Here is an 18,194-nt window from a genome sequence, read left to right as displayed (position 1 = left end):
CGGTGAGCGGGGCCGCACTGCCGCCGGTGGCGGACACGGTCCTCGTGGCGGCCGTCGACGCCCTGCCGGCCCGGCTGCGCAAGAAGGTCGACGAGGCGGTGACCCGCTTCGCCGCGCTGCCGGTGACCGCGGCGGACGGGCGGTTCACCGTCGCGGTCGACGACACGACCACGGTCACGCTGGTCACGGCCTCGGGAGTGGTACGCACCCCCGACGCCGCGACCTGCACGTGCCTGCTCGCCCCGAACTGCCTGCACCGCGCGGCGGTCCTCGCGCTCGCCCCGGCCCACGCCGGCGGCCTGCCCGAGGAAGCGGGCGAGCCAGCGCCGGACTCGGACGGCGTCGAGCTCGACCCAGCCCGCAGTAGTGAGCAGCCAGCGCGCAGCGGTGAGCAGGCAGCGGGCAGCGGTGAGCAGCTGGCGGGCGGCGGGGCGGGTGCCGTCTCAGGCAACGACGCCGGCCCGGTCGCCGGTCACGCCACGGCCGTCGACCCCGTCACCGGAACCACGGCGGCCGCCGCAGCCGCCGGGGACGCGACCGGCGTGGCGACGTTGCCGGAGGAGGCCGAGGCCGAGGTCACCGAGCCGCTGACGGCACAGCAACGCGCCGCCGTCGAGCAGCTCTGGCGGGCCGCTGTCGACGTGCTCGCCGCGGGCGTCACCGGGTCCGGGACCGTCGCGCGGGCCGCGCTGCTGCGGGCGGCGCACGAGGGGCAGGCATGCAAGGTGTACCGTCCGGCCGCCGCGGCCCGGGTCGTCGCCGCGATGCTGCAGGCCGCACGGACCGGCGACCCCGACTTCCGGCTCGCGGACCTGACGGCCGCGCTGCAGGAGCTCATCGGGGTCCTGCAACGGCTCCGGTCGGCCGGCGGCGGGCCGGCGCAGGGGCTGCTGGGTTCGGCCCGGCGGGCGTACGACCTGCAGGGCAGCCTCCGGCTGCACGGCCTGTGCACGACGGCGGTGCTCGCCGACTCCGGGTACGCGGGGGTCGTCACGTACGTCGCGGACCGCACCGGCGGCCTGTGGATGATCGCGGACCTGATGCCCGGCGACGCCCGGCGGGCCGCGACGGCGGGCAACGCGACCGTCGCGCTCGGCGAGACGGCGCTGAGCCACCGGGCGCTGACCCGTGCGGGCCTCGTCGTGTCGGGGGCGACGGCGTCCGCGACCCGGCAGCTCGGCGCGGGGCGGTCGGTGCGGGCGGTCACGGCGGGCGGCTGCGGCTGGCACGAGGAACCCCTCGCCGGGCTGTGGGCGGTGCCGCTCGCCGAGCAGGTGCACCGGGCGTTCGCGGCCCTGGCGCTGCCGGTGCCGGACCGTCGCGCCGGCGACGACCTGGTCTTTCTGTCGGTCCGCATCGACGGTACGTCCACCGCCGACGACGCCGTCCACGCCACCGCCATCGGGGACATCCCGCTCACGCTCGGGGTCGCCGACGACGCGCCGGCGCTGGCGTACCGGGACAACCTGCGGCTGCTCGGTCAGGCCACCGGCCTGGAACTGCTGGTCGTCGCGCGCCCCGACCCTGCGCGGCCGGGGACGGTGTTCCCGCTGTCGGTCGCGCCGGTGGACGGCGCCGGCTGGAACCTGCCGGCGGCGCAGGCGGGGCACGTGGACCTGGCGTTCGACCGGCTGCACCGCAGCCACCTGCCGCAGGTCGGCCTGCTCGCCGTACCGGACGCGACCGCCACCGTACCCGTCGCGGAAGCCGCCGGGGCGGCGGCGCGGGTCAGGGGCGCTGTGGCCGGCGACCCGGTGCTGCGGCTGCTGGCGGCGCAGGTGGAGCGGACGGTGTCCGGCGGGAGGACGGTGCACACCTTCGCGGCGGGCAGGGGCCCGTCGGACGCCACCCGCCTGCGGCGGGCCAGGCTCGACACCGGTGCGGCACTGCTGGACCGGTTGACGGAGGCGGCGTGCACCCGGCCCCGGGACACGTTCGGACGGCTGTCCGGCGACGACGGCAGCGCGTTCGCCCAGGCGTGGCTGGCCACCGCGGTGTACACCGACGCCGCGACCCGCGCCGTGGCCGAGGCGACCTGGCTGCCGGCCGCGCCACCGTGACGCGACCCGGCTGCCGCCGCCGCGCCACCGTGGCCGGGGCGACCCGGCTGCCGACAGCGCCACCCCGGCTCGACCTGGCTGCCGCCGCCGCGCCACCGTGGCCGGGGCGACCTGGCTGCCCGCCACGCCACCCTGACCGCGTCCGAGGAGGCCGGCGTCCGCCGAGGAGGCCGACTCAGCAGCAGTGGCGGGGCCACGGCCGGGTCAAGGATCGGGCGGTCACCGCACCACCTCGGTCACGGCGGCGATCCAGGCCAGCGCGTCCTGTTCGGCAGCGAACGACCTGCGCGTGGCGTACACCGACGCCGTGTCACCGACGGTGACCACGAACGTGACGGCCCACGTCTCCTGGTCGCGGCGCAGCATTCGGGCCTTCGTGTCCAGGTGCACCGGCGCGACCAGGGTCGCGTGGTCCAGGTTGAGGTACGTGGGCTGGGACGTCGCCATCTCCACGACCGGGACGAGCCTCATACCCGAACTGTAACCAGCGACGAGTCCCCACTGTCACCAGCAAAGAAGCGCCGCATCGCAGCAGGCGAAGAAGGGTGCCGCCGGTCCGCAGGACCGGCGGCACCCCGCGCCGCGCGAACGGGTCAGACGTTCCAGACCTGGAAGGTCGAGATCTGCCCCGCCGGCCAGCCGGTGTTGGCCGTGATGTTCAGCCGGACGTAGCGCTGCGTCTGCGCGGTGAACGTGATCGTGACGGTGTTGCCGGCGCCGCCGGTGAAGGCGTACGACGCGCCCGCCTTCAACGTCGAGAACGACGAGCCGTTGGTGCTGCCCACGACCTCGATGGTCTGGTTGCGGGCGCCCCACGAGGTGGGCAGCTGCAGGACCACCTTGCTGATGCTCTGCGCCGAGCCGAGGTCGACCTGGACCCACTGCGGGAAGGCGTTGTTGGCGCTCTCCCAGTACGAGCTCTGGTCGCCGTCGGTGACGTTGCCGGAGCCGTACACCTGGACGTGGCTGGACTCGCTGGTCGGCTTGCCCGCGGCCAGGTTCGCCGGGGTGGTGCCGCCCGCGCCCGTGCCGGTCAGCGAGACCGTGGCCGGGCTGTTCTGCGCGTTGCTGGTGACGGTGAGCGTGCCGGTGCGGGTGCCGGTCGCGGTGGGCCGGAAGGTCACGTTGACCACGCAGGACGCGCCGACGGCGATCGACGTGCAGGTGTTGGTCTGCTGGAAGTCACCGGTGACGGAGACGCCGGAGACGGTGGCCGCCGCGGTGCCGGTGTTGGTGATCGTGACCGCCTGCGCGCCGCTGGTGGTGTTCAGCGCCTGCGAGGCGTAGGTGAGGCCGGTCGGGTTGGCGCTGAGCACCGCCACGTTCGGCGTGGTGCCGCCGCTCGGGTACACCTCCAGCTCGGCGACCTGGCCGGCGGGCCAGCCGGTGTTGGCGGTGATGTTGACCCGGACGTACCGGGCGTTGGCCGCGGAGAAGGTCAGGCTGACCGTGTTGCCGGTGGCCGGGTTGAACTCCCGCTCGGCGGAGCCGACGATCGTGCTGAAGTTCGAGCCGTCGGTGCTGCCGAGGACCGACAGCGTCTGCCGGCGGGTCGCCCACGCGGCGTCCGGCGGGAGCATCAGCGTGACCCTGCCGATGCTGCTCGTCGCGCCCAGGTCGACCTGCACCCACTGCGGGAACGCGTTGTTGGCGCTCTCCCAGTAGGTGGCGGCGTTGCCGTCGGTGGCCGTGGTCGCCGCCTGCGTGCCGTTGACCTGGCTGCTGGCGGTGGCCGGCTTGTTGAGCGCGATGTTGGTGTTCGTGCCGATGCCGGTGCCGGACAGCGCGACCGTGACCGGGCTGTTGTTCGCGTTGCTGGCGACGGTGAGCGTACCGGTGCGGGCACCCGGCGTGGTCGGGGTGAACCTCACCGTGACCGTGCACGACGCGCCGGCGGCCACCGACGAGCAGGTGTTGGTCTGGCTGAAGTCGCCGCTGGTGCTGACCCCGGAGACGGTCGCGGTGCTGGTGCCGGAGTTGGTGAGGGTCACGTTCTGGGTCGCCGGGGACGCGCCGACGACCGTACCGGCGAACGACAGCGAACCAGGGCTCGCGTTGAGGACCGGTCCGGGTGCCACCCCCGTCCCCGACAGCGGGACGGTGCTGGTGACGCCGGCCGCGGTCACCGACAGGTTGCCGGTGCGGGTGCCCGCGGCGGTCGGCCGGAACGTGACGCCGACCGTGCAGGACGCGCCGGCGGCGATGCTGCTGCCGCAGGTGTTGGTCTGGGCGAAGTCGCCCGACACCGCGATGGTGCCGACGGCCGCGGCCGCGGATCCGCCGTTGGTGACCGTGACGGCCTGTGCGGCGCTGGTACCGCCGGTCGCGACCGACCCGAAGCCGAGCGCGTTCGGGCTGACGCTGATGTTCGAGCCGTTGTCGGGCAGGTACGGCGGGAACGTCGGCGTGGGCATCGTGCAGGCGGTCGAGCCGAAGATGCCGGAGTTGCCGCCGCCGTCGGTGAGGTTGAACCCGGCGCCGCAGTTGTAGATCGGTGCGGGACCCTGGGTGCCGGTGGCGGTGCTGTTGGTGATCGTCGCGGCGCCGGCGACCTGCAGCTGCGCCACGAACGTGCCGGTGTTCTGGATCGTCGCGTTGTTGATCTTCACGTTGTTGACCTGCGAGCCCGAGACGAACTGGATCGCCTCGTACGGGCTCTGCTGGATCAGGATGTTGTCGACGTTGGTGAGGCCGTTCATGGCGCCGTCACGGGCGTCGAACCACAGCGCGCCGACGCCGAACTGCCAGTTCGGGTCGAGGTTGCCGGACCGGATGACCGTGTTGCGCAGCACGTCGGTGCGGCCGATCGGGGTCGAGGCGAAGCGCTGCGCGACGTGGATGCCGCCGCCCTGGCTCAGGCCCGCGTCGATGACCCGGTTGTCGGTCACGAAATTGTCGTGGCCGCCGTAGATCGCGATGCCGTTGGCGAGGATCGGCAGCTCGACCGTGTTGTGGTCGAAGGAGTTGTTCACGTCGGCGTTGTGCTCGGCCCACATCGCCAGGCCGTCGTCGCCGGCGTTGCGCACGTGGCTGTTGGTGACCTTCGAGTTGGTCACGCCGTTGTGGAAGTTGACCGCGTCCGCGGTGTAGTTGCGCAGCCGCATCTGGTTGAACACCAGGTTCGTGAACGGCCCGTCCATCCAGGCGCCGACCTTGGTGTGCTCGATCCAGACCCGGTCGACGGTCGAGTTCGACATCGCCCCGCCGATGCCGTTGACCTGGTCGTCGTCGACGCGCTCCTGCACGTTGCCGAAGATCGAGAAGTCCGACAGGTGCACGTTGGTGCTCGGCGTCGGCGCGGAGTTGCCGTAGAAGCCGATCCGGTCCCCGGTCGTCTTCGAGTGCCACATGCCGGCACCCTTGATCGTGATGTTGTTGACCGCGATGTGGCCCTGGATCTTGAACGTGCCCTGCGGGATCCACACCGTGCCGCCGGCGCCCGCGGCCGCGATCGCCTGGTTCATCGCGGAGGTCGAGTCGGCCACGCCGGACGGGTCGGCGCCCTTGCTCGTGATCGACACCGAGCCGGCCGGCTGGTTCAGCGGGCCCGCGACGTTCTCGAAGTCCGCGAGGTCGATGGTGTACGACGACGCGGTGGAGTCCGCGTCGACCTGCAGGCGGAACTTGGTGCCCGCCGGGTAGACCTGCGGGAAGAGCCGGTTGACCTCGTCGTAGAAGTGGTGGTGGTTGCCGCCCGGCTGGTTGGTGAACGGGTAGCTGCCGTAGTAGTGGCTGTACGCGTTGGTCAGCGTGAAGTTGTTCGACCGGGTTCCGTTGATGTACAGCGAGATCGGCGCCGTGTACACCGAACCGTTGCCGGTGTCCGGGATGCTGTACCGGAAGACCATCGAGTTCGTCGCCACCGGCGTGGTGAACTCGACGTACTTGCCGCTGCCCTGCAGCGTGACGGCCTTGCGGTAGGACGCCTCACCGGCGAGCGTGTTGTAGGTGGCGCTGGGGCCGATGACGGTGCCGTTGGTGGCGGCGTTCTCCGCCTGCACCTCGACATAGGGCAGCGTCGCACCGACGCCGCCGGTCGCGGCCGCCGACGCCGACGCCGGCGACATCGTCAACCCGACGACGGCGCCCGCGGCAGCGAGGGTGGTGCCCGCGGTCAGGGCGACGAGACGCCCCCTCCTCCTGGCACCTCGAGTGGACCGGAACATGTGCTGCTCGCTTTCGACGTGGCAGAGCTCGTCCGAGGCATCGGCCGGCCGGCCGCGAGCTGGCGGTGCCGGGCTGGTCGGCGCTGGCGGTGACGTTCGAACGGCGGGGGTGGGTACGGGGACACCGGTTGGCGGCGGTGCAACTGGGACCGTAACCCCGGCGACAGCATGACGCAATATCCAGACTCGTCTTTGCTGGATTCGAACGCGTTCTTGCAAAGCGTTGACGCTCGCCGACGCTGCGCGGTGGATTCCCTGGAAGAGTCCCCTGCACGGCGGCCGGCGGCAACCCCCGAGCGCGCCCGGCGGGCACGGGCCCAGCCCGATGGTGACGGCTCAGCCCGGCGGGCACGGCTCGGCCCGGCGGTGACCGCTCGGTTCGGCCGGCGGTGACCGCTCGGCGCAGCGTCGGCGGCGTTCGACCGGTCCGGCGCGCCGCTGGGCTCCCGGGCCGCGCCATACATCGCCAAAACTCGATGCGACCGTCCCCGCCGGGGCGGCAGCGGTCCTCCGCCGCGGCCCCGGACCGCCCTCGGACGGCGCAGACGAAGGGAACCAGCACATGCGACGCACTCTGAGCCGGCTCGCCGCCGCCGGGTTCGGCCTCGCCCTCGCCGCGGGGCTCACCCTCGCCACCGCGGGGCCGGCGCAGGCCGAGTCCAACGGCGGCGTCCGGGTCATGCCGCTCGGCGACTCGATCACCGACGGGTTCAACGTGCCCGGCGGCTACCGGATCAACCTGTGGCAGCGGCTCGCCGGCGGCGGGTACACCGTGGACTTCGTCGGGTCCGGGTTCAACGGCCCCGCGTCCCTCGGCGACCACGACCACGAGGGGCACTCCGGCTGGCGGATCGACCAGCTCGACGCCAACATCGTCGGCTGGCTGCAGGCGTACACGCCGCGGACCATCCTGCTGCACATCGGCACCAACGACATGAACCAGAATTACGACGTCGCCAACGCCCCCGCGCGCCTGTCGGCCCTCATCGACAAGATCCGGGCGACCGCCCCCCTGGTGGAGCTGTTCGTCGCGCAGATCACCCCGGAGACCAACGCGACCCAGGAGGCGCGGGTGCAGGCGTACAACGCGGCCCTGCCGGGCATCGTCGCCGGCAAGGGGCCGCTCACCCACCTCGTCGACATGCACTCGGCGATCACGACCGCCGATCTGGCTGACGGCGTACACCCGAACGCCACCGGCTACGACAAGATGGCGGCCCGCTGGTTCAGCGCGCTGCAGTCCGTGCCCGGCAGCCTCACCTCCGCCGTCCCGCCGGTCGGCACCGCCGTGTCGCTGGTCAACCCGCAGTCCAACCGCTGCCTCGACGTCAACGGCGCCAGCACCACCCCCGGCGCGCAGGTGCACATCTGGGACTGCCACGGCGGCACCAACCAGCGGTGGACCAGGACCGCCGCCGGCGAGCTGCGCGTGTACGGCAACCGCTGCCTCGACGTCAACGGCAACGGCACCGCCGACGGCACGAAGATCCAGATTTGGGACTGCAACGGCACCACCGCGCAGAAGTTCACGTTCAACGCCAACGGCTCCATCACCGGCACCGGCTCCGGCAAGTGCGTCGACGTGAACGCCTCCGGCACCGCCAACGGCACCAAGGTCCAGCTCTGGACCTGCAACGGCACCGGCGCCCAGCGCTGGGCCGCGCGCCCCTGACGTTCCTCCACCGGTGCGCGGCGCTCGCGGGGTCCCCTCCTCCCTCGCGGGCGCCGCGCACCACTGCGCCGCCGGAACCCCGTCTCGCAGCGGTCCAGCCTCGGCAGCGACGTCGGCCGCTCAGCGTGACGGGAGCGCTGCGGCGAGTGCGCGGGCGAGCGCGGCGGCCGTGGCGCGGCTACGTTCGGCAGCGCCCGAGCGAGAGGACCCACGATGCGCCCGCCAGCCATGCCCCGCCGTTACCGCGGCGCGGTGCTGGAGGACTTCACCGACGCCGCCGTGGCCCGGCTCATCGACGCCGACCGGGCCGGGTTCTGGCGGACGTCGCAGGACGCCCCGGACGAGCTCGTGGACCGGCTCGCCGAGCGGGTCGCCGCGTCGCCGCCCGCCGGGGCCCGGCGGCACGGGACACCACCCGACCTCGACTCGGCCCGCGTCGAGCTGCTGCTCGGCGTCGACACCGACCGCGCCCTCACCCACCTGACGCGGCTGGCGCACGGGTCGCCCGCGGTCGCCGGCATGTGCGGGGCGCGCGGCGTGTGGGTGCCCCGTGACGGTCCGGCCCGGCGGCGGTACGTGCCGCAGCCGCGGACGATCGTGACGGCGCGGACGGGCGACCCGCGGCTGGCGACGTCCGTCGAGCCGGGCACGGTGTTCGCCGACCCGCGCGGGCTGGGGTGTGCGCTGCCGCTCGCGGTGCCGCTGCTGGTGGCCGACGCGCTGCTGCCGCCGGCGGTACGGGGCGGCGGGCATCCGTTCGTGCTGAGCCTCTGCTCCGAGTGCGACGCCGACGAGGACCTGCGCGGCGACTACGGCTGGCGGTCGGGCAGGTTCGACGAGGAGCGCGACGAGTCGTGTCCCGGCCACCCGCCGGACGCCGGGCCGCAGCGCCTGCGGCTGCGGCTGGCCCCGGCCGGTGAGCGGCGATGGGACGACGTCGGGCGGCTCGGCGGGCGACCCGAGTGGTCGCAGGCGGAGCCGCAGTGGCCGGGCTGCTGCGGGCGGCCGATGTGGTACGTCGGGCAGCTGCGGACCGGGGAGTTCGGCGGGGTCGGCGGGACGATCTACGGGTTCCGGTGCGAGTGCGGGTATGCGGCGCAGCCCCGGCAGCTCACCTGAGACCGGCGGCACGGGGCCGGCCGCACACCCGGGGCGAGGACGAGGGCCGGGGCGTCATCCAGGGCCGGTGATGCTTGGGCCGGCCCAGGCGCGGGTGATGCCGTTCATGACAGGACCTCCTTGGTCGGTGCATCGATCGCAAGGAGGAGCATCGCGGCAGGAGGCCCTGTCGTGCATCAGAATTCCGCCGTGCCGGCCGGTCCCGCCGCGGCGGGACCCAGCTCAGTCCTGCAGGGTGCCGGCGAGCAGGCCCCGCATGAAGAAGCGGCCCAGCATGATGTAGAGGGCGAGGGTGGGCAGGCTCACCAGGAGGGCGCCGGCCATGGCCTGGCCGAAGGGGACGGACTGGCCGCCGGCGATGTTGTTCAGGGCGATCGTCACCGGCCACGAGTCGCGGCTGGTCATCATCGCGCCGAACATGAAGTCGTTCCAGGAGGAGGTGAACTGCCAGATGATGGCGACGGCGAACGCGGGCTTGGCCAGGGGCACCGCGATGTCGACGAAGCTGCGCAGGATGCCGGCGCCGTCGAGGCGGGCGGACTCGAGCAGCGTGTTGGACATGGCGACGAAGTGGTTGCGGAAGATGAGGGTGGTGATCGGCAGGCCGTAGATGATGTGGATGAGCATCAGGCCGGCGAGGCCGCCGGTCGGGTCGTTGCCGCCGCGCAGGCCGACCGCCGTCATGGTCTGCGAGACCGGGATGATGACGGCCTGGTACGGCACGAAGATGCCGAACAGGATCAGCGGGAAGACCACGTTGGAGAACGGGAAGCGGATCTTCGACAGGACGAACCCGTTGGCGCAGCCGAGCAGCGCGGACAGGAAGCTGGCCGGGATCGCCAGCGACAGGCTGTTGCGGAAGCCGGAGGAGAGCTTGGGCCAGACGAGGCCGAAGTTGTCCAGCGAGAAGCTCGTCGGCAGTTCCCAGATCCTGGTCACCGACACGTCGACGGGGTCCTTGAAGGAGGTGACCACCAGGACGTAGACCGGCAGGAGGAAGAAGCAGGCGAGGGCCCACAGGACGACGTACCGCACGACGCTGCGGGCGCCGCCGGCTGCCTTCGACGCGGCGGGCGGGATCGGGTCGGAGGCCACGTGCCGGGGCACCGTGGCGGTGGCGCGCACCATGCGACTACCCCCGTCCCGGCAGCGAGGCGGGACCCTGCGGCGCACCGCCGCGCGACGCGAGACCACCCGGCACGCGGCCGCGCGAAGCGGCCCGGGCGGAACAGATCACCATGCGTCTACCGCCGTTCCGTGCGCAGCGCGTACCAGACATAGGGGCCGACGACCAGGGCCACCCCGAGCAGCAGCACCGTGGCGATGGTGGCGCCGCGGTCGTAGAAGCCGCCGTCGAAGGTGGTGAACCACATGTACAGCGAAGGCGTGTCGATGCGCAGGTTGCCCTGGTCGAGGGCGTACAGCAGGTCGAACGTCTTCAGCGAGATATGGATCATGATGAGCATGGCGCTGAAGGTGACGGGGCGCAGGGCGGGGCGCACGACGTGCCAGAAGACCTGGGTCTCGCTGGCGCCGTCGAGGCGGGCGGACTCGCGCAGGGCCTCCGGGACGCCGCGCATGCCGGCGAGGAACAGGGCCATGACGTAGCCGGACAGCGCCCAGCCGGCGGGCAGCGCCACGGCGGCGATGGCCCAGACGGAGTCGGACTTGTGCCAGTCGCTGCGCAGGAAGTCCAGGCCGAGCACGGCGAAGAGCTTGTTGAGCCCGGCAGTGTCGGCGCCGGAGCCGTTGTCCAGCAGCCAGCGCCACACGATGGCGGTGGCGATGAAGGAGATCGCCATCGGGAAGAGGAAGACGCCGCGCAGGAAGCCTTCGCCGCGGACGCCCTTGTCGAGCAGCATGGCCATGAGGAAGCCGAGGATCAGGGCGCCGGCGACGAAGACGGCGGTGAAGACGACGAGGTTGCGCACGTCGGCGTGCCAGCGTTCGTCGCGCAGCAGGCGCTCGTAGTTGTCCAGGCCCACGAACTGGTACGACGGCGACAGCCCCCGCCAGTTGGTGAAGGAGACGCGGACGTTCCAGCCGAGGAAGCCGTAGACGAAGACGCCGATGAGGATCAGCGACGGCGACACGAGCAGCAGCCCGGCCAGCCAGGCAGGGCCGCGGTGCTTGCGGCGGCGCACGGGCGGCGGCGTGAAGGGCACCGGCGGCGGGGCGTTGGAGTGCCGGGGTACGTGCACGGAGGCGCTCATGCCGTCACCTCCGCTGCGCTCCGGCGCCGCCCCGAGCCACAACCGCCACACGACGAGCGGCCCGAGACGCTCCGCTGGCCGCTCATCGGGTCTCCTCGAACTGCCGCTGCACGGTGCCGGCGAACTTGCCCAGGTCGCCGTGCTGGACGAACAGGCCGAGCGCCGAGTCGATCTCGGCGTTGTAGGCGTTGTTGGCCACCACGCCGTGCGCGAGGGAGCCGACGATGCGGGTGTTCGGGTCGCGCCACTGCTGCAGCGTCCAACCGAGGTAGCCCTGGTACAGGTTGGCCTCCGCGTCGGTGCGGGCGGGGATGGAACCCTTGAGCGGGTTGAACAGGTTCTGCCCGGCCGCGGAGCCGCACTCGATGAGCCACTTGCGGGACAGGTCGGGGCTGCGCGTGCCGGTCGGCAGCGTGAAGGAGTCGGAGAGGAAGTCGTAGACGCCCTCGGTGCCCGGTGACGTGGCCACGTCGTAGCCCACGCGCCACCGCAGCTTCTTGGCCTGTTCGAGGTAGGAGGAGCTCCAGTCGCCCATCACGGCGTACACGGCGGAACCCTCGACGACCCGGTCCAGCTGCGGCTGCCACTCCCCGGCCGCGGACTTCACGTCGGAGACGGCCAGGACCTTGCTGAACATGTCCAGCGCCGCCGTGACCTCCGGTGAGGTCCACATGAGGTCACCGGCGAAGAGCCGCTCGTAGCTGTCGGCGCCGAGCTCGCCGAGCAGGACGGTCTCCATGAGGTGCTTCTGCGTCCACTCGGGACCGACGGCGAGCGGCACCTTGCCCTTGGCCTGGATGGCCGCGGCCTGGGCGAGGAAGTCCGACCAGGTCTTCGGCGGGCCGGACAGGCCGAGCTCACGCAGGGTCTTCGGGTTGAACCAGATGAGGTTGGCGCGGTGGATGTTGACCGGGACGGCGTAGATCTTGCCGTCGATGGTCAGGTTGTCCAGCAGGCCCTTCGGGAAGACCTTGCGCCAGCCCTGCTGGTCGTAGAGCTCGGTGAGATCCTGCACCTTGCCGGAGCGCACGTCGTCGAGCAGCTCCAGGCCGGCGTGCCGCTGGTAGGAGTCCGGCGGGTCGTTGGCCAGCAGCCGGCTGGCCAGGATCGCCTTGGCGTTGGAGCCGGCGCCGCCGGACACGGCGGCGTTGACGAACCGGATGCCCGGGTTCGCCGCCTCGAAGGCCTCGGCCATCGCGGCCAGGCCCTCCTCCTCGCCGGGGCCGGTCCACCACGAGTAGACCTCGAGCTGGTTGTCGCTGTCGCCGCCGACGGTGAACATCGACAGTCCCGACAGCAGCGACACAGCCAGCAGCGCAATGATGGCCAGACGGCCCTTCCACACGTCGAACCTCCCGTGGCCCCGCTGGCGGGCGAATCCATCTGGCGCGGCACACTCATGTTGTCGAGTGAACCTAGTGCTCACGGAAGTCGTTTGGTGATGAACGTCCGGATCGTTGTCCAGCGTCAACCGGGTGATGACCCGAGACGCACGGACGACTTATATCACAACCCAAAGTGTGGTTCGATCACCCGAAAGTCCGGGGTCGAAGGGCCCCCGGACCAGGCATAACACCGTGCAGAGCAACGCCTATAGGCTGTACGCCTCGAGTTCGGACAGCTGACCGGCGGGCCAGCCGCTGTTCGCCGTGACGGTGACCCGCAGGTACCGCACGGTCACCGCCGGGAACGACAGGGTCGCGGTGTTGCCGCTCGCCGGGTCAAACGTGACGGTGACCGCCGCGCGCAGCACCCAGTGCGCACCATCCCGCCAGCCGTCCCGCGGACCCGCCCGCCGGCCGGACCTCGTGATGATCCAAGTCGCGTCCCGGCCATCAGGACGACCACCACGCGACTTCGATCTGTGAACCGGGCACGATCATCGGGAAGCCGGCCGTGACCGGCACGGGATTAGGGGCAGCCGCCGCGATTCACCGCGCGGCACCCGGTGCCGGGCAGTGGCGCACCGACGGGGCAGAGGGCTAGCGACCGTAGCGTTCGGCGGCGCGGGCCTTTGCCTTGGCTGCCTCGACCTCGCGGTCGCGCGGCGGCGCCGAGGTGACGAGCGTGCCGAGCAGCTCACGGGTGGCGGCGGCGACCGCGGCCACGGCGGCGTCGAAGGCGGCCTGGTTGGCCTGCGAGGGGCGGGTCATGCCGCTGACCTTGCGCACGTACTGCACGGCGGCGGCCTCGATCTCGTCCTCGGTCGCCGGCGGCTCGAAGTTGTTCAGTACCCGGATGTTCCTGCACATGCGTCCACCATGCCAGGCCTGGCCCGGCCCGTCAGTCCCGGAAGCTCTGGAAGCCCCGCGAGCCCAGTCAGGGTCGCGGCGACGTCGGCCAGCGCGGGCAGCAGCGGCAGGTAGTCCTCCTTCGAGCCGATGAGGCCCGGGCACAGCACGACGGGAATACCGGTGTCCGCGGCCGGTGGCGGCGACGCGCGCAGCGCCGCCACGGCACCCCGCGCGGTCTCCAGGACGTCGTCACATACCGTGGTCACCGCCTCACGATACGGCGACATCCCGGCAAAACGGACGTTACACGCCGATGAGCGTCCAGGCCCGGGAGCCGCCGCGGACCCCGGCCTGGTTGGCGACCAGGCGCACGTCGTCGGGCATGGCCACGGCGAGGCGCTCGGCGTTGCCGCCGCCCAGGTACAGCCGGTCCCAGCGGAACACCGGCCGCAGCCCGTCGACGATCCGCAGCACCCGCCGCGACCAGCGCCGGTCGCCGAGCCGCTGCCGCTCCAGCTCGCCGATGACCTTGTCGTAGGTGCGGCCCTTCGAGTACGGCGCGTGCGACAGCTCCAGGTGCGGGGCGAGCCGGCCCTCGTCGAACAGGGCGCTGCCCAGGCCGGTGCCGAGCGTCAGCACCAGCTCCAGGCCCCGCCCCTCGACGAGGGCCGCGCCGTGCACCTCGGCGTCGTTCAGGACCAGCACCGGCCGGGCGAACGCGCGCTCCAGCTCGGCGCGCGCGTCGAAGCCCTTCCACAGCGCGAACAGCTCCGGGTCGACCGGCGTGTGCGGCCCGGCCTCGTTCACGTAGTGCGGGGTCGCGACCACCACCCCGTGCCGGATCATCCCCGGCAGCCCCACCGTGACCCGGTCGGCGGCCGGCAGCCCCGCCGCGATGCCGAGCAGCACCTCGACGAGCCTCGCCGGCGGCAGCGGGTACGGTGTCGGCACCCGCACCGGCTCGCAGCACAGCGTGTCGGTGTCGTCGACCACGGCGGCCTTGAGCCCGCCGCCCCCGCAGTCGACCGTCAGGGTCGTCACCATCGCAGCATTGTCGCAGCCCGGTCCCGCCCGCCAGGGGCCACTTCCAGGACCGCCGTCAGGCGGGGACCCTCGGCAGGGTGGCGGTGGCCGCGGCGAGGGCCTCGGCGGACAGCTCGCGGTCCTGCATCTCCCCCGCCAGGAACCGCCCGTACGCGGGCAGGTCGAGGTGGCCGTGGCCGCACAGCGCGGTCAGGATGACCTTCGGCTCGCCGGTCTCCTTGCAGCGCAGCGCCTCCTCGATGCAGGCGGCGAGGGCGTGCGTCGGCTCCGGCGCCGGGATGATGCCCTCGGTCCGGGCGAAGCGCACCCCCGCCTCGAAGCACTCCTGCTGCGTCTTGGCGACCGCCTCGATCAGGCCGAGCTCGTACACGTGCGAGATCAGCGGCGCCATCCCGTGGTACCGCAGCCCGCCGGCGTGGATCGGGTCCGGGATGAAGTCGTGGCCGAGCGTGTGCATCTTCATCAGCGGCGTCATGCCGGCGGTGTCGCCGAAGTCGTACGCGTACACGCCCTTCGTCAGCGACGGGCACGCGGCCGGCTCGACCGCCCGGACCACCGGCGCCATCGTCCCGGCCAGCTTCTCACGCAGGAACGGGAACGCCAGGCCGGCGAAGTTCGAGCCGCCGCCGGTACACCCGACGATGAGGTCCGGCGTGAGACCGGCCTTCGCCAGCTGCAGCAGCGCCTCCTCCCCGATGATCGTCTGGTGCAGCAGCACGTGGTTGAGCACGCTGCCCAGCGCGTAGTTCGTGTCCGCCCGCCCCGCGGCGACCTCGACGGCCTCACTGATCGCGATCCCGAGCGACCCGGGGCTGTCCGGGTCCGCGGCGAGCACCCGCCGGCCCGCCTCCGTCCGGTCCGACGGCGACGGGTGGATCGTCCCGCCGAACGTCTCGATCATCATCTTGCGGTACGGCTTCTGGTCGTAGGACGCCCGCACCTGCCAGATCTCCACGTCCAGCCCGAACTGCGCCCCGGCGAAGGCCAGCGCCGTGCCCCACTGCCCGGCCCCCGTTTCGGTGGTGAGCCGGCGGACCCCGGCGGCCGCGTTGTAGTACGCCTGCGGCACCGCCGTGTTCGGCTTGTGCGACCCCGCCGGCGACACCCCCTCGTACTTGTAGAAGATCCTCGCCGGCGTGCCGAGCGCCTTCTCCAGCCGGTGCGCCCGGTACAGCGGCGACGGCCGCCACAGCCGGTACACCTCGAGCACCTCGTCGGGGATGTCGACATACCGCTCCTGGGTGACCTCCTGCTCGATCAGCGCCATCGGGAACAGCGGCGCCAGGTCCTGCGGCCCCACCGGTTCGAGGGTCCCCGGATGCAGCACGGGCGGCGGCGGCGCGGGGAGGTCGGCCATCAGGTTGTACCAGCGACGGGGCAGTTCACCCTCGTCCAGCATGATCTTCGTGGTGGTCATGTCCTCGAAGCTAAACCGCCGCTGGTAGCGTGTTGCTGCATTCCAGCCAGATTCCCGCCACGAGGTCAGCCGGTCAGGCGCGGCGGTGGAGTGTTTAGGAGCGGGCACGTGGTCGTGATCCTCCCCGAGGTGTCCCGGACCCTCAACGAGTACCTGCTGGTGCCGAACCTCACCACCGAGGAGTGCACCCCGGACAACGTGGACCTGTCGACGCCGATCGTGCGGCACCCGGTGGGTGGGGAGTCGCCGCTGCGGATCGCGGTGCCGCTGGTGAGCGCGATCATGCAGGCGGTGTCGTCGCCGCGGCTGGCGATCGCGCTGGCGCAGACCGGTGGGCTGAGCTTCATCCACCAGAACCAGCGCATCGCCGAGCAGGCCGAGTCGGTGAGCGCGGTGAAGCGGCACAAGGCGGGGTTCCGGCACTCGGACATCAACACCAAGCCGTCGGCGACGCTCGGGGAGGTGAGCCGGCTGCTGCGGGCCGCCGAGCGGGACATCGCCGTGGTCACCGACGACGGCAGCCCCGGCGGGCGGTTCGTCGGGCTGATCTCCACCGCGGACTTCCACCCGCACCGGCACGACCTCAACGACACCGTCGAGTCGCGGATGCGGCCGGCGGCGGGCCTCGTCACTGCGCCGACGACGATCTCGCTGTCGGACGCGAACACGCTCATCTGGGACCACCGGCTGGACCTGCTGCCGGTCGTCACCGACGGCGGGCACCTCGCCTCGATCGTGCTGCGCCGCGACTACGAGCTGCACAAGCAGTTCCGCAACGAGTCGATCGACGACGACAAGCGGTTCCGGGTCGGCGCCGGGATCAACACCCGCGACTACCGCGACCGGATCCCGGCGCTGGTCGAGGCGGGCGCGGACGTGCTGTGCATCGACTCGTCCGACGGCTACTCGGTCTGGCAGCGCAACACGCTGCAGTACGCGGTCGGCGAGCTCGGCGGTGCCGTCCCGGTCGGCGCGGGCAACGTCGTGGACGGCCGCGGGTTCCGGTACCTCGCGGAGGCCGGCGCGGCGTTCGTCAAGGTCGGCATCGGCGGCGGGTCGATCTGCATCACCCGCGACCAGAAAGGGATCGGCCGCGGGCAGGCGTCGGCGCTGATCGACGTGGTCGCCGAGCGGGACCGGTACGCCCAGGAGACCGGTGTGTACGTGCCGATCTGCTGCGACGGCGGCCTGCTCGCCGACTACCACATGGCGATCGCCCTGGCGCTCGGCGCGGACTTCATCATGCTCGGCCGGTACTTCGCCCGCTTCGACGAGAGCCCGTCCAACCTCGTCAACCTCGACGGGCAGCTGTACAAGGAGTACTGGGGCGAGGGGTCGCAGCGGGCCCGCAACGTGGCCCGGTACGACCAGGGCGAGACGGAGATGCCGTTCGAGGAGGGCGTCGACGGGTACGTGCCGTACGCGGGCAGCCTGTACCCGAACATCGCCCGCACCGTGGCGAAGTTGCGCGCCACGATGGTCAGCTGCGGCGCGGTGACCGTGCCGGCGTTCCACCGCGACGCGGTCCTCGTGCAGGTGTCCCAGCAGAGCTACGAGCAGAACGGCGCCGAGGTCCGCCTCCGCAGCGGCTCCGGCGGCAGCGGCCAGTAGGACACCCGGGAGCACGGCCTCACGCCGGCCCGAACGGCGCGAGGACACCCGTGTACGGCTTGGGGATCGGCGGCGCGAACTCGCCGTGCTTGGACGTGCCCAGCCCGAGCGTGACGAGCGACTGCACGAGCAGCGTCGCCGCCGCCACCCCGTCGACGACGGGCACCCCGACGCGCCGGGACACCTCGGCGGCCAGGTCGGCCATGCCCGCGCAGCCCAGCACGACCACGTCGGCGCCGTCGCGGGCGAGGGCGGCCCGGGCGACGTAGCCGCATCGCGGCGGTCTCCAGGCCTCCCGGACCAGGTAGATCTCGCCGAACTCCTGCGCCGTCATCCGCGCCACCTGGTACCCCAGATGCGGCCGGTGATCGACCAGGCCCTCGCCGATGAGGGTCATGAGCGCCTCCCGCACCGGGATCCGGCTCACCCCGAACGCGGCGGCGACCCCGTCGACGGGGATCGGCGAGCCGGGCGGCACCTCCCCGTCCAGGATGCAGGCGCGCAGCTCGTCCAGGATCACCCCCTGCGAGCTGCCCAGCGGCTTGCCGGCCAGGCGTGAGATCAGCACCGACCGGCGGCGTGGTCCGGCCATCCGCCACCTCCGTGCAGCTCACGGTAGCCCCGCCGGGTTATCGGCAGGTTTCGCGGAGTCCGCGCA

The 18,194-nt window shown here is 72.3% G+C and carries 15 protein-coding genes; 4 read left to right on the top strand and 11 right to left on the bottom strand.

The window, feature by feature from the left end; translation table 11 throughout:
* The first annotated feature begins 2 nt into the window (after positions 1 to 2).
* A complete protein-coding gene (locus AB0H83_RS04340) occupies positions 3 to 2,060 on the top strand; it encodes a hypothetical protein (RefSeq protein WP_360086604.1) in 2,058 nt (685 codons plus the stop codon).
* Positions 2,061 to 2,279: 219 nt separating this feature from the next.
* Here the strand turns inward: AB0H83_RS04340 and AB0H83_RS04335 are convergent, their stop codons facing one another.
* Together AB0H83_RS04335 and AB0H83_RS04330 are read right to left on the bottom strand one after the other, a co-directional pair.
* Positions 2,280 to 2,531, bottom strand: a complete 252-nt coding sequence (locus tag AB0H83_RS04335; protein ID WP_360086601.1) for a hypothetical protein — start codon at positions 2,529 to 2,531, stop codon at positions 2,280 to 2,282.
* Positions 2,532 to 2,653: 122 nt separating this feature from the next.
* Positions 2,654 to 6,226, bottom strand: a complete 3,573-nt coding sequence (locus AB0H83_RS04330) for a choice-of-anchor D domain-containing protein (RefSeq protein ID WP_360086598.1) — start codon at positions 6,224 to 6,226, stop codon at positions 2,654 to 2,656.
* A gap of 562 nt (positions 6,227 to 6,788) precedes the next feature.
* On the opposite strand from AB0H83_RS04330, the gene AB0H83_RS04325 reads away from it, so the two are divergent.
* Together AB0H83_RS04325 and AB0H83_RS04320 are read left to right on the top strand one after the other, a co-directional pair.
* Positions 6,789 to 7,898, top strand: a complete 1,110-nt coding sequence (locus tag AB0H83_RS04325) for an RICIN domain-containing protein (RefSeq protein ID WP_360086595.1) — start codon at positions 6,789 to 6,791, stop codon at positions 7,896 to 7,898.
* A gap of 213 nt (positions 7,899 to 8,111) precedes the next feature.
* On the top strand, positions 8,112 to 9,017 hold the full coding sequence (locus tag AB0H83_RS04320; RefSeq protein WP_360086592.1) for a hypothetical protein: 906 nt from the start codon (positions 8,112 to 8,114) through the stop codon (positions 9,015 to 9,017).
* 222 nt (positions 9,018 to 9,239) lie between these two features.
* Here AB0H83_RS04320 and AB0H83_RS04315 read toward each other — a convergent pair whose 3' ends face one another.
* The 8 genes from AB0H83_RS04315 to AB0H83_RS04280 form a co-directional block, all read right to left on the bottom strand.
* Entirely contained in the window at positions 9,240 to 10,145 is a 906-nt protein-coding gene (locus AB0H83_RS04315) for a carbohydrate ABC transporter permease (RefSeq protein WP_360086589.1), read from the bottom strand.
* Between the two features lie 116 nt (positions 10,146 to 10,261).
* A complete protein-coding gene (locus AB0H83_RS04310) occupies positions 10,262 to 11,230 on the bottom strand; it encodes a sugar ABC transporter permease (RefSeq protein WP_360086586.1) in 969 nt (322 codons plus the stop codon).
* A gap of 82 nt (positions 11,231 to 11,312) precedes the next feature.
* The gene (locus tag AB0H83_RS04305) at positions 11,313 to 12,575 is read right to left on the bottom strand and encodes an ABC transporter substrate-binding protein (protein WP_360086583.1); all 1,263 of its coding nucleotides are present in this window, start codon (positions 12,573 to 12,575) and stop codon (positions 11,313 to 11,315) included.
* 246 nt (positions 12,576 to 12,821) lie between these two features.
* Positions 12,822 to 12,983, bottom strand: coding sequence for a hypothetical protein (locus AB0H83_RS04300; protein WP_360086580.1), 162 nt, complete (start codon positions 12,981 to 12,983; stop codon positions 12,822 to 12,824).
* 229 nt (positions 12,984 to 13,212) lie between these two features.
* A complete protein-coding gene (locus AB0H83_RS04295; RefSeq protein WP_360086577.1) occupies positions 13,213 to 13,482 on the bottom strand; it encodes a DUF2277 domain-containing protein in 270 nt (89 codons plus the stop codon).
* Positions 13,458 to 13,730: a hypothetical protein gene (locus tag AB0H83_RS04290; RefSeq protein ID WP_360086574.1), complete on the bottom strand. Its 273-nt coding sequence runs from the start codon at positions 13,728 to 13,730 to the stop codon at positions 13,458 to 13,460. The genes AB0H83_RS04295 and AB0H83_RS04290 overlap by 25 nt, the downstream gene beginning before the upstream one ends.
* A gap of 37 nt (positions 13,731 to 13,767) precedes the next feature.
* Complete coding sequence (locus AB0H83_RS04285; RefSeq protein ID WP_360086571.1) at positions 13,768 to 14,508, bottom strand: ROK family protein; 741 nt, start codon at positions 14,506 to 14,508, stop codon at positions 13,768 to 13,770.
* Positions 14,509 to 14,563: 55 nt separating this feature from the next.
* Positions 14,564 to 15,925, bottom strand: a complete 1,362-nt coding sequence (locus AB0H83_RS04280) for a TrpB-like pyridoxal phosphate-dependent enzyme (RefSeq protein WP_360086568.1) — start codon at positions 15,923 to 15,925, stop codon at positions 14,564 to 14,566.
* A 108-nt stretch (positions 15,926 to 16,033) separates the two neighbouring features.
* Between AB0H83_RS04280 and AB0H83_RS04275 the strand changes: the two genes are divergently transcribed.
* On the top strand, positions 16,034 to 17,536 hold the full coding sequence (locus AB0H83_RS04275; protein WP_360086565.1) for an IMP dehydrogenase: 1,503 nt from the start codon (positions 16,034 to 16,036) through the stop codon (positions 17,534 to 17,536).
* 19 nt (positions 17,537 to 17,555) lie between these two features.
* Here the strand turns inward: AB0H83_RS04275 and AB0H83_RS04270 are convergent, their stop codons facing one another.
* Positions 17,556 to 18,128: a GntR family transcriptional regulator gene (locus AB0H83_RS04270; protein ID WP_360086562.1), complete on the bottom strand. Its 573-nt coding sequence runs from the start codon at positions 18,126 to 18,128 to the stop codon at positions 17,556 to 17,558.
* Positions 18,129 to 18,194 lie beyond the last annotated feature (66 nt).

Origin of the sequence: Dactylosporangium sp. NPDC050688 (assembly GCF_040654515.1) — a bacterium.
Classification (GTDB): domain Bacteria; phylum Actinomycetota; class Actinomycetes; order Mycobacteriales; family Micromonosporaceae; genus Dactylosporangium.
The sequence above is the reverse complement of the archived record's forward strand: the minus strand, read 5'-3'. Positions and strand labels throughout refer to the sequence as shown.

Coding starts and splice junctions, on each gene's coding strand:
- AB0H83_RS04335 (WP_360086601.1), bottom strand. CDS start 2,531: ATGAGGCTCGTCCCGGTCGTGGAGATGGCGACGTCCCAGCCCACGTAC.
- AB0H83_RS04330 (WP_360086598.1), bottom strand. CDS start 6,226: ATGTTCCGGTCCACTCGAGGTGCCAGGAGGAGGGGGCGTCTCGTCGCC.
- AB0H83_RS04325 (WP_360086595.1), top strand. CDS start 6,789: ATGCGACGCACTCTGAGCCGGCTCGCCGCCGCCGGGTTCGGCCTCGCC.
- AB0H83_RS04320 (WP_360086592.1), top strand. CDS start 8,112: ATGCGCCCGCCAGCCATGCCCCGCCGTTACCGCGGCGCGGTGCTGGAG.
- AB0H83_RS04315 (WP_360086589.1), bottom strand. CDS start 10,145: ATGGTGCGCGCCACCGCCACGGTGCCCCGGCACGTGGCCTCCGACCCG.
- AB0H83_RS04310 (WP_360086586.1), bottom strand. CDS start 11,230: ATGAGCGCCTCCGTGCACGTACCCCGGCACTCCAACGCCCCGCCGCCG.
- AB0H83_RS04295 (WP_360086577.1), bottom strand. CDS start 13,482: ATGTGCAGGAACATCCGGGTACTGAACAACTTCGAGCCGCCGGCGACC.
- AB0H83_RS04285 (WP_360086571.1), bottom strand. CDS start 14,508: ATGGTGACGACCCTGACGGTCGACTGCGGGGGCGGCGGGCTCAAGGCC.
- AB0H83_RS04280 (WP_360086568.1), bottom strand. CDS start 15,925: ATGACCACCACGAAGATCATGCTGGACGAGGGTGAACTGCCCCGTCGC.
- AB0H83_RS04270 (WP_360086562.1), bottom strand. CDS start 18,128: ATGGCCGGACCACGCCGCCGGTCGGTGCTGATCTCACGCCTGGCCGGC.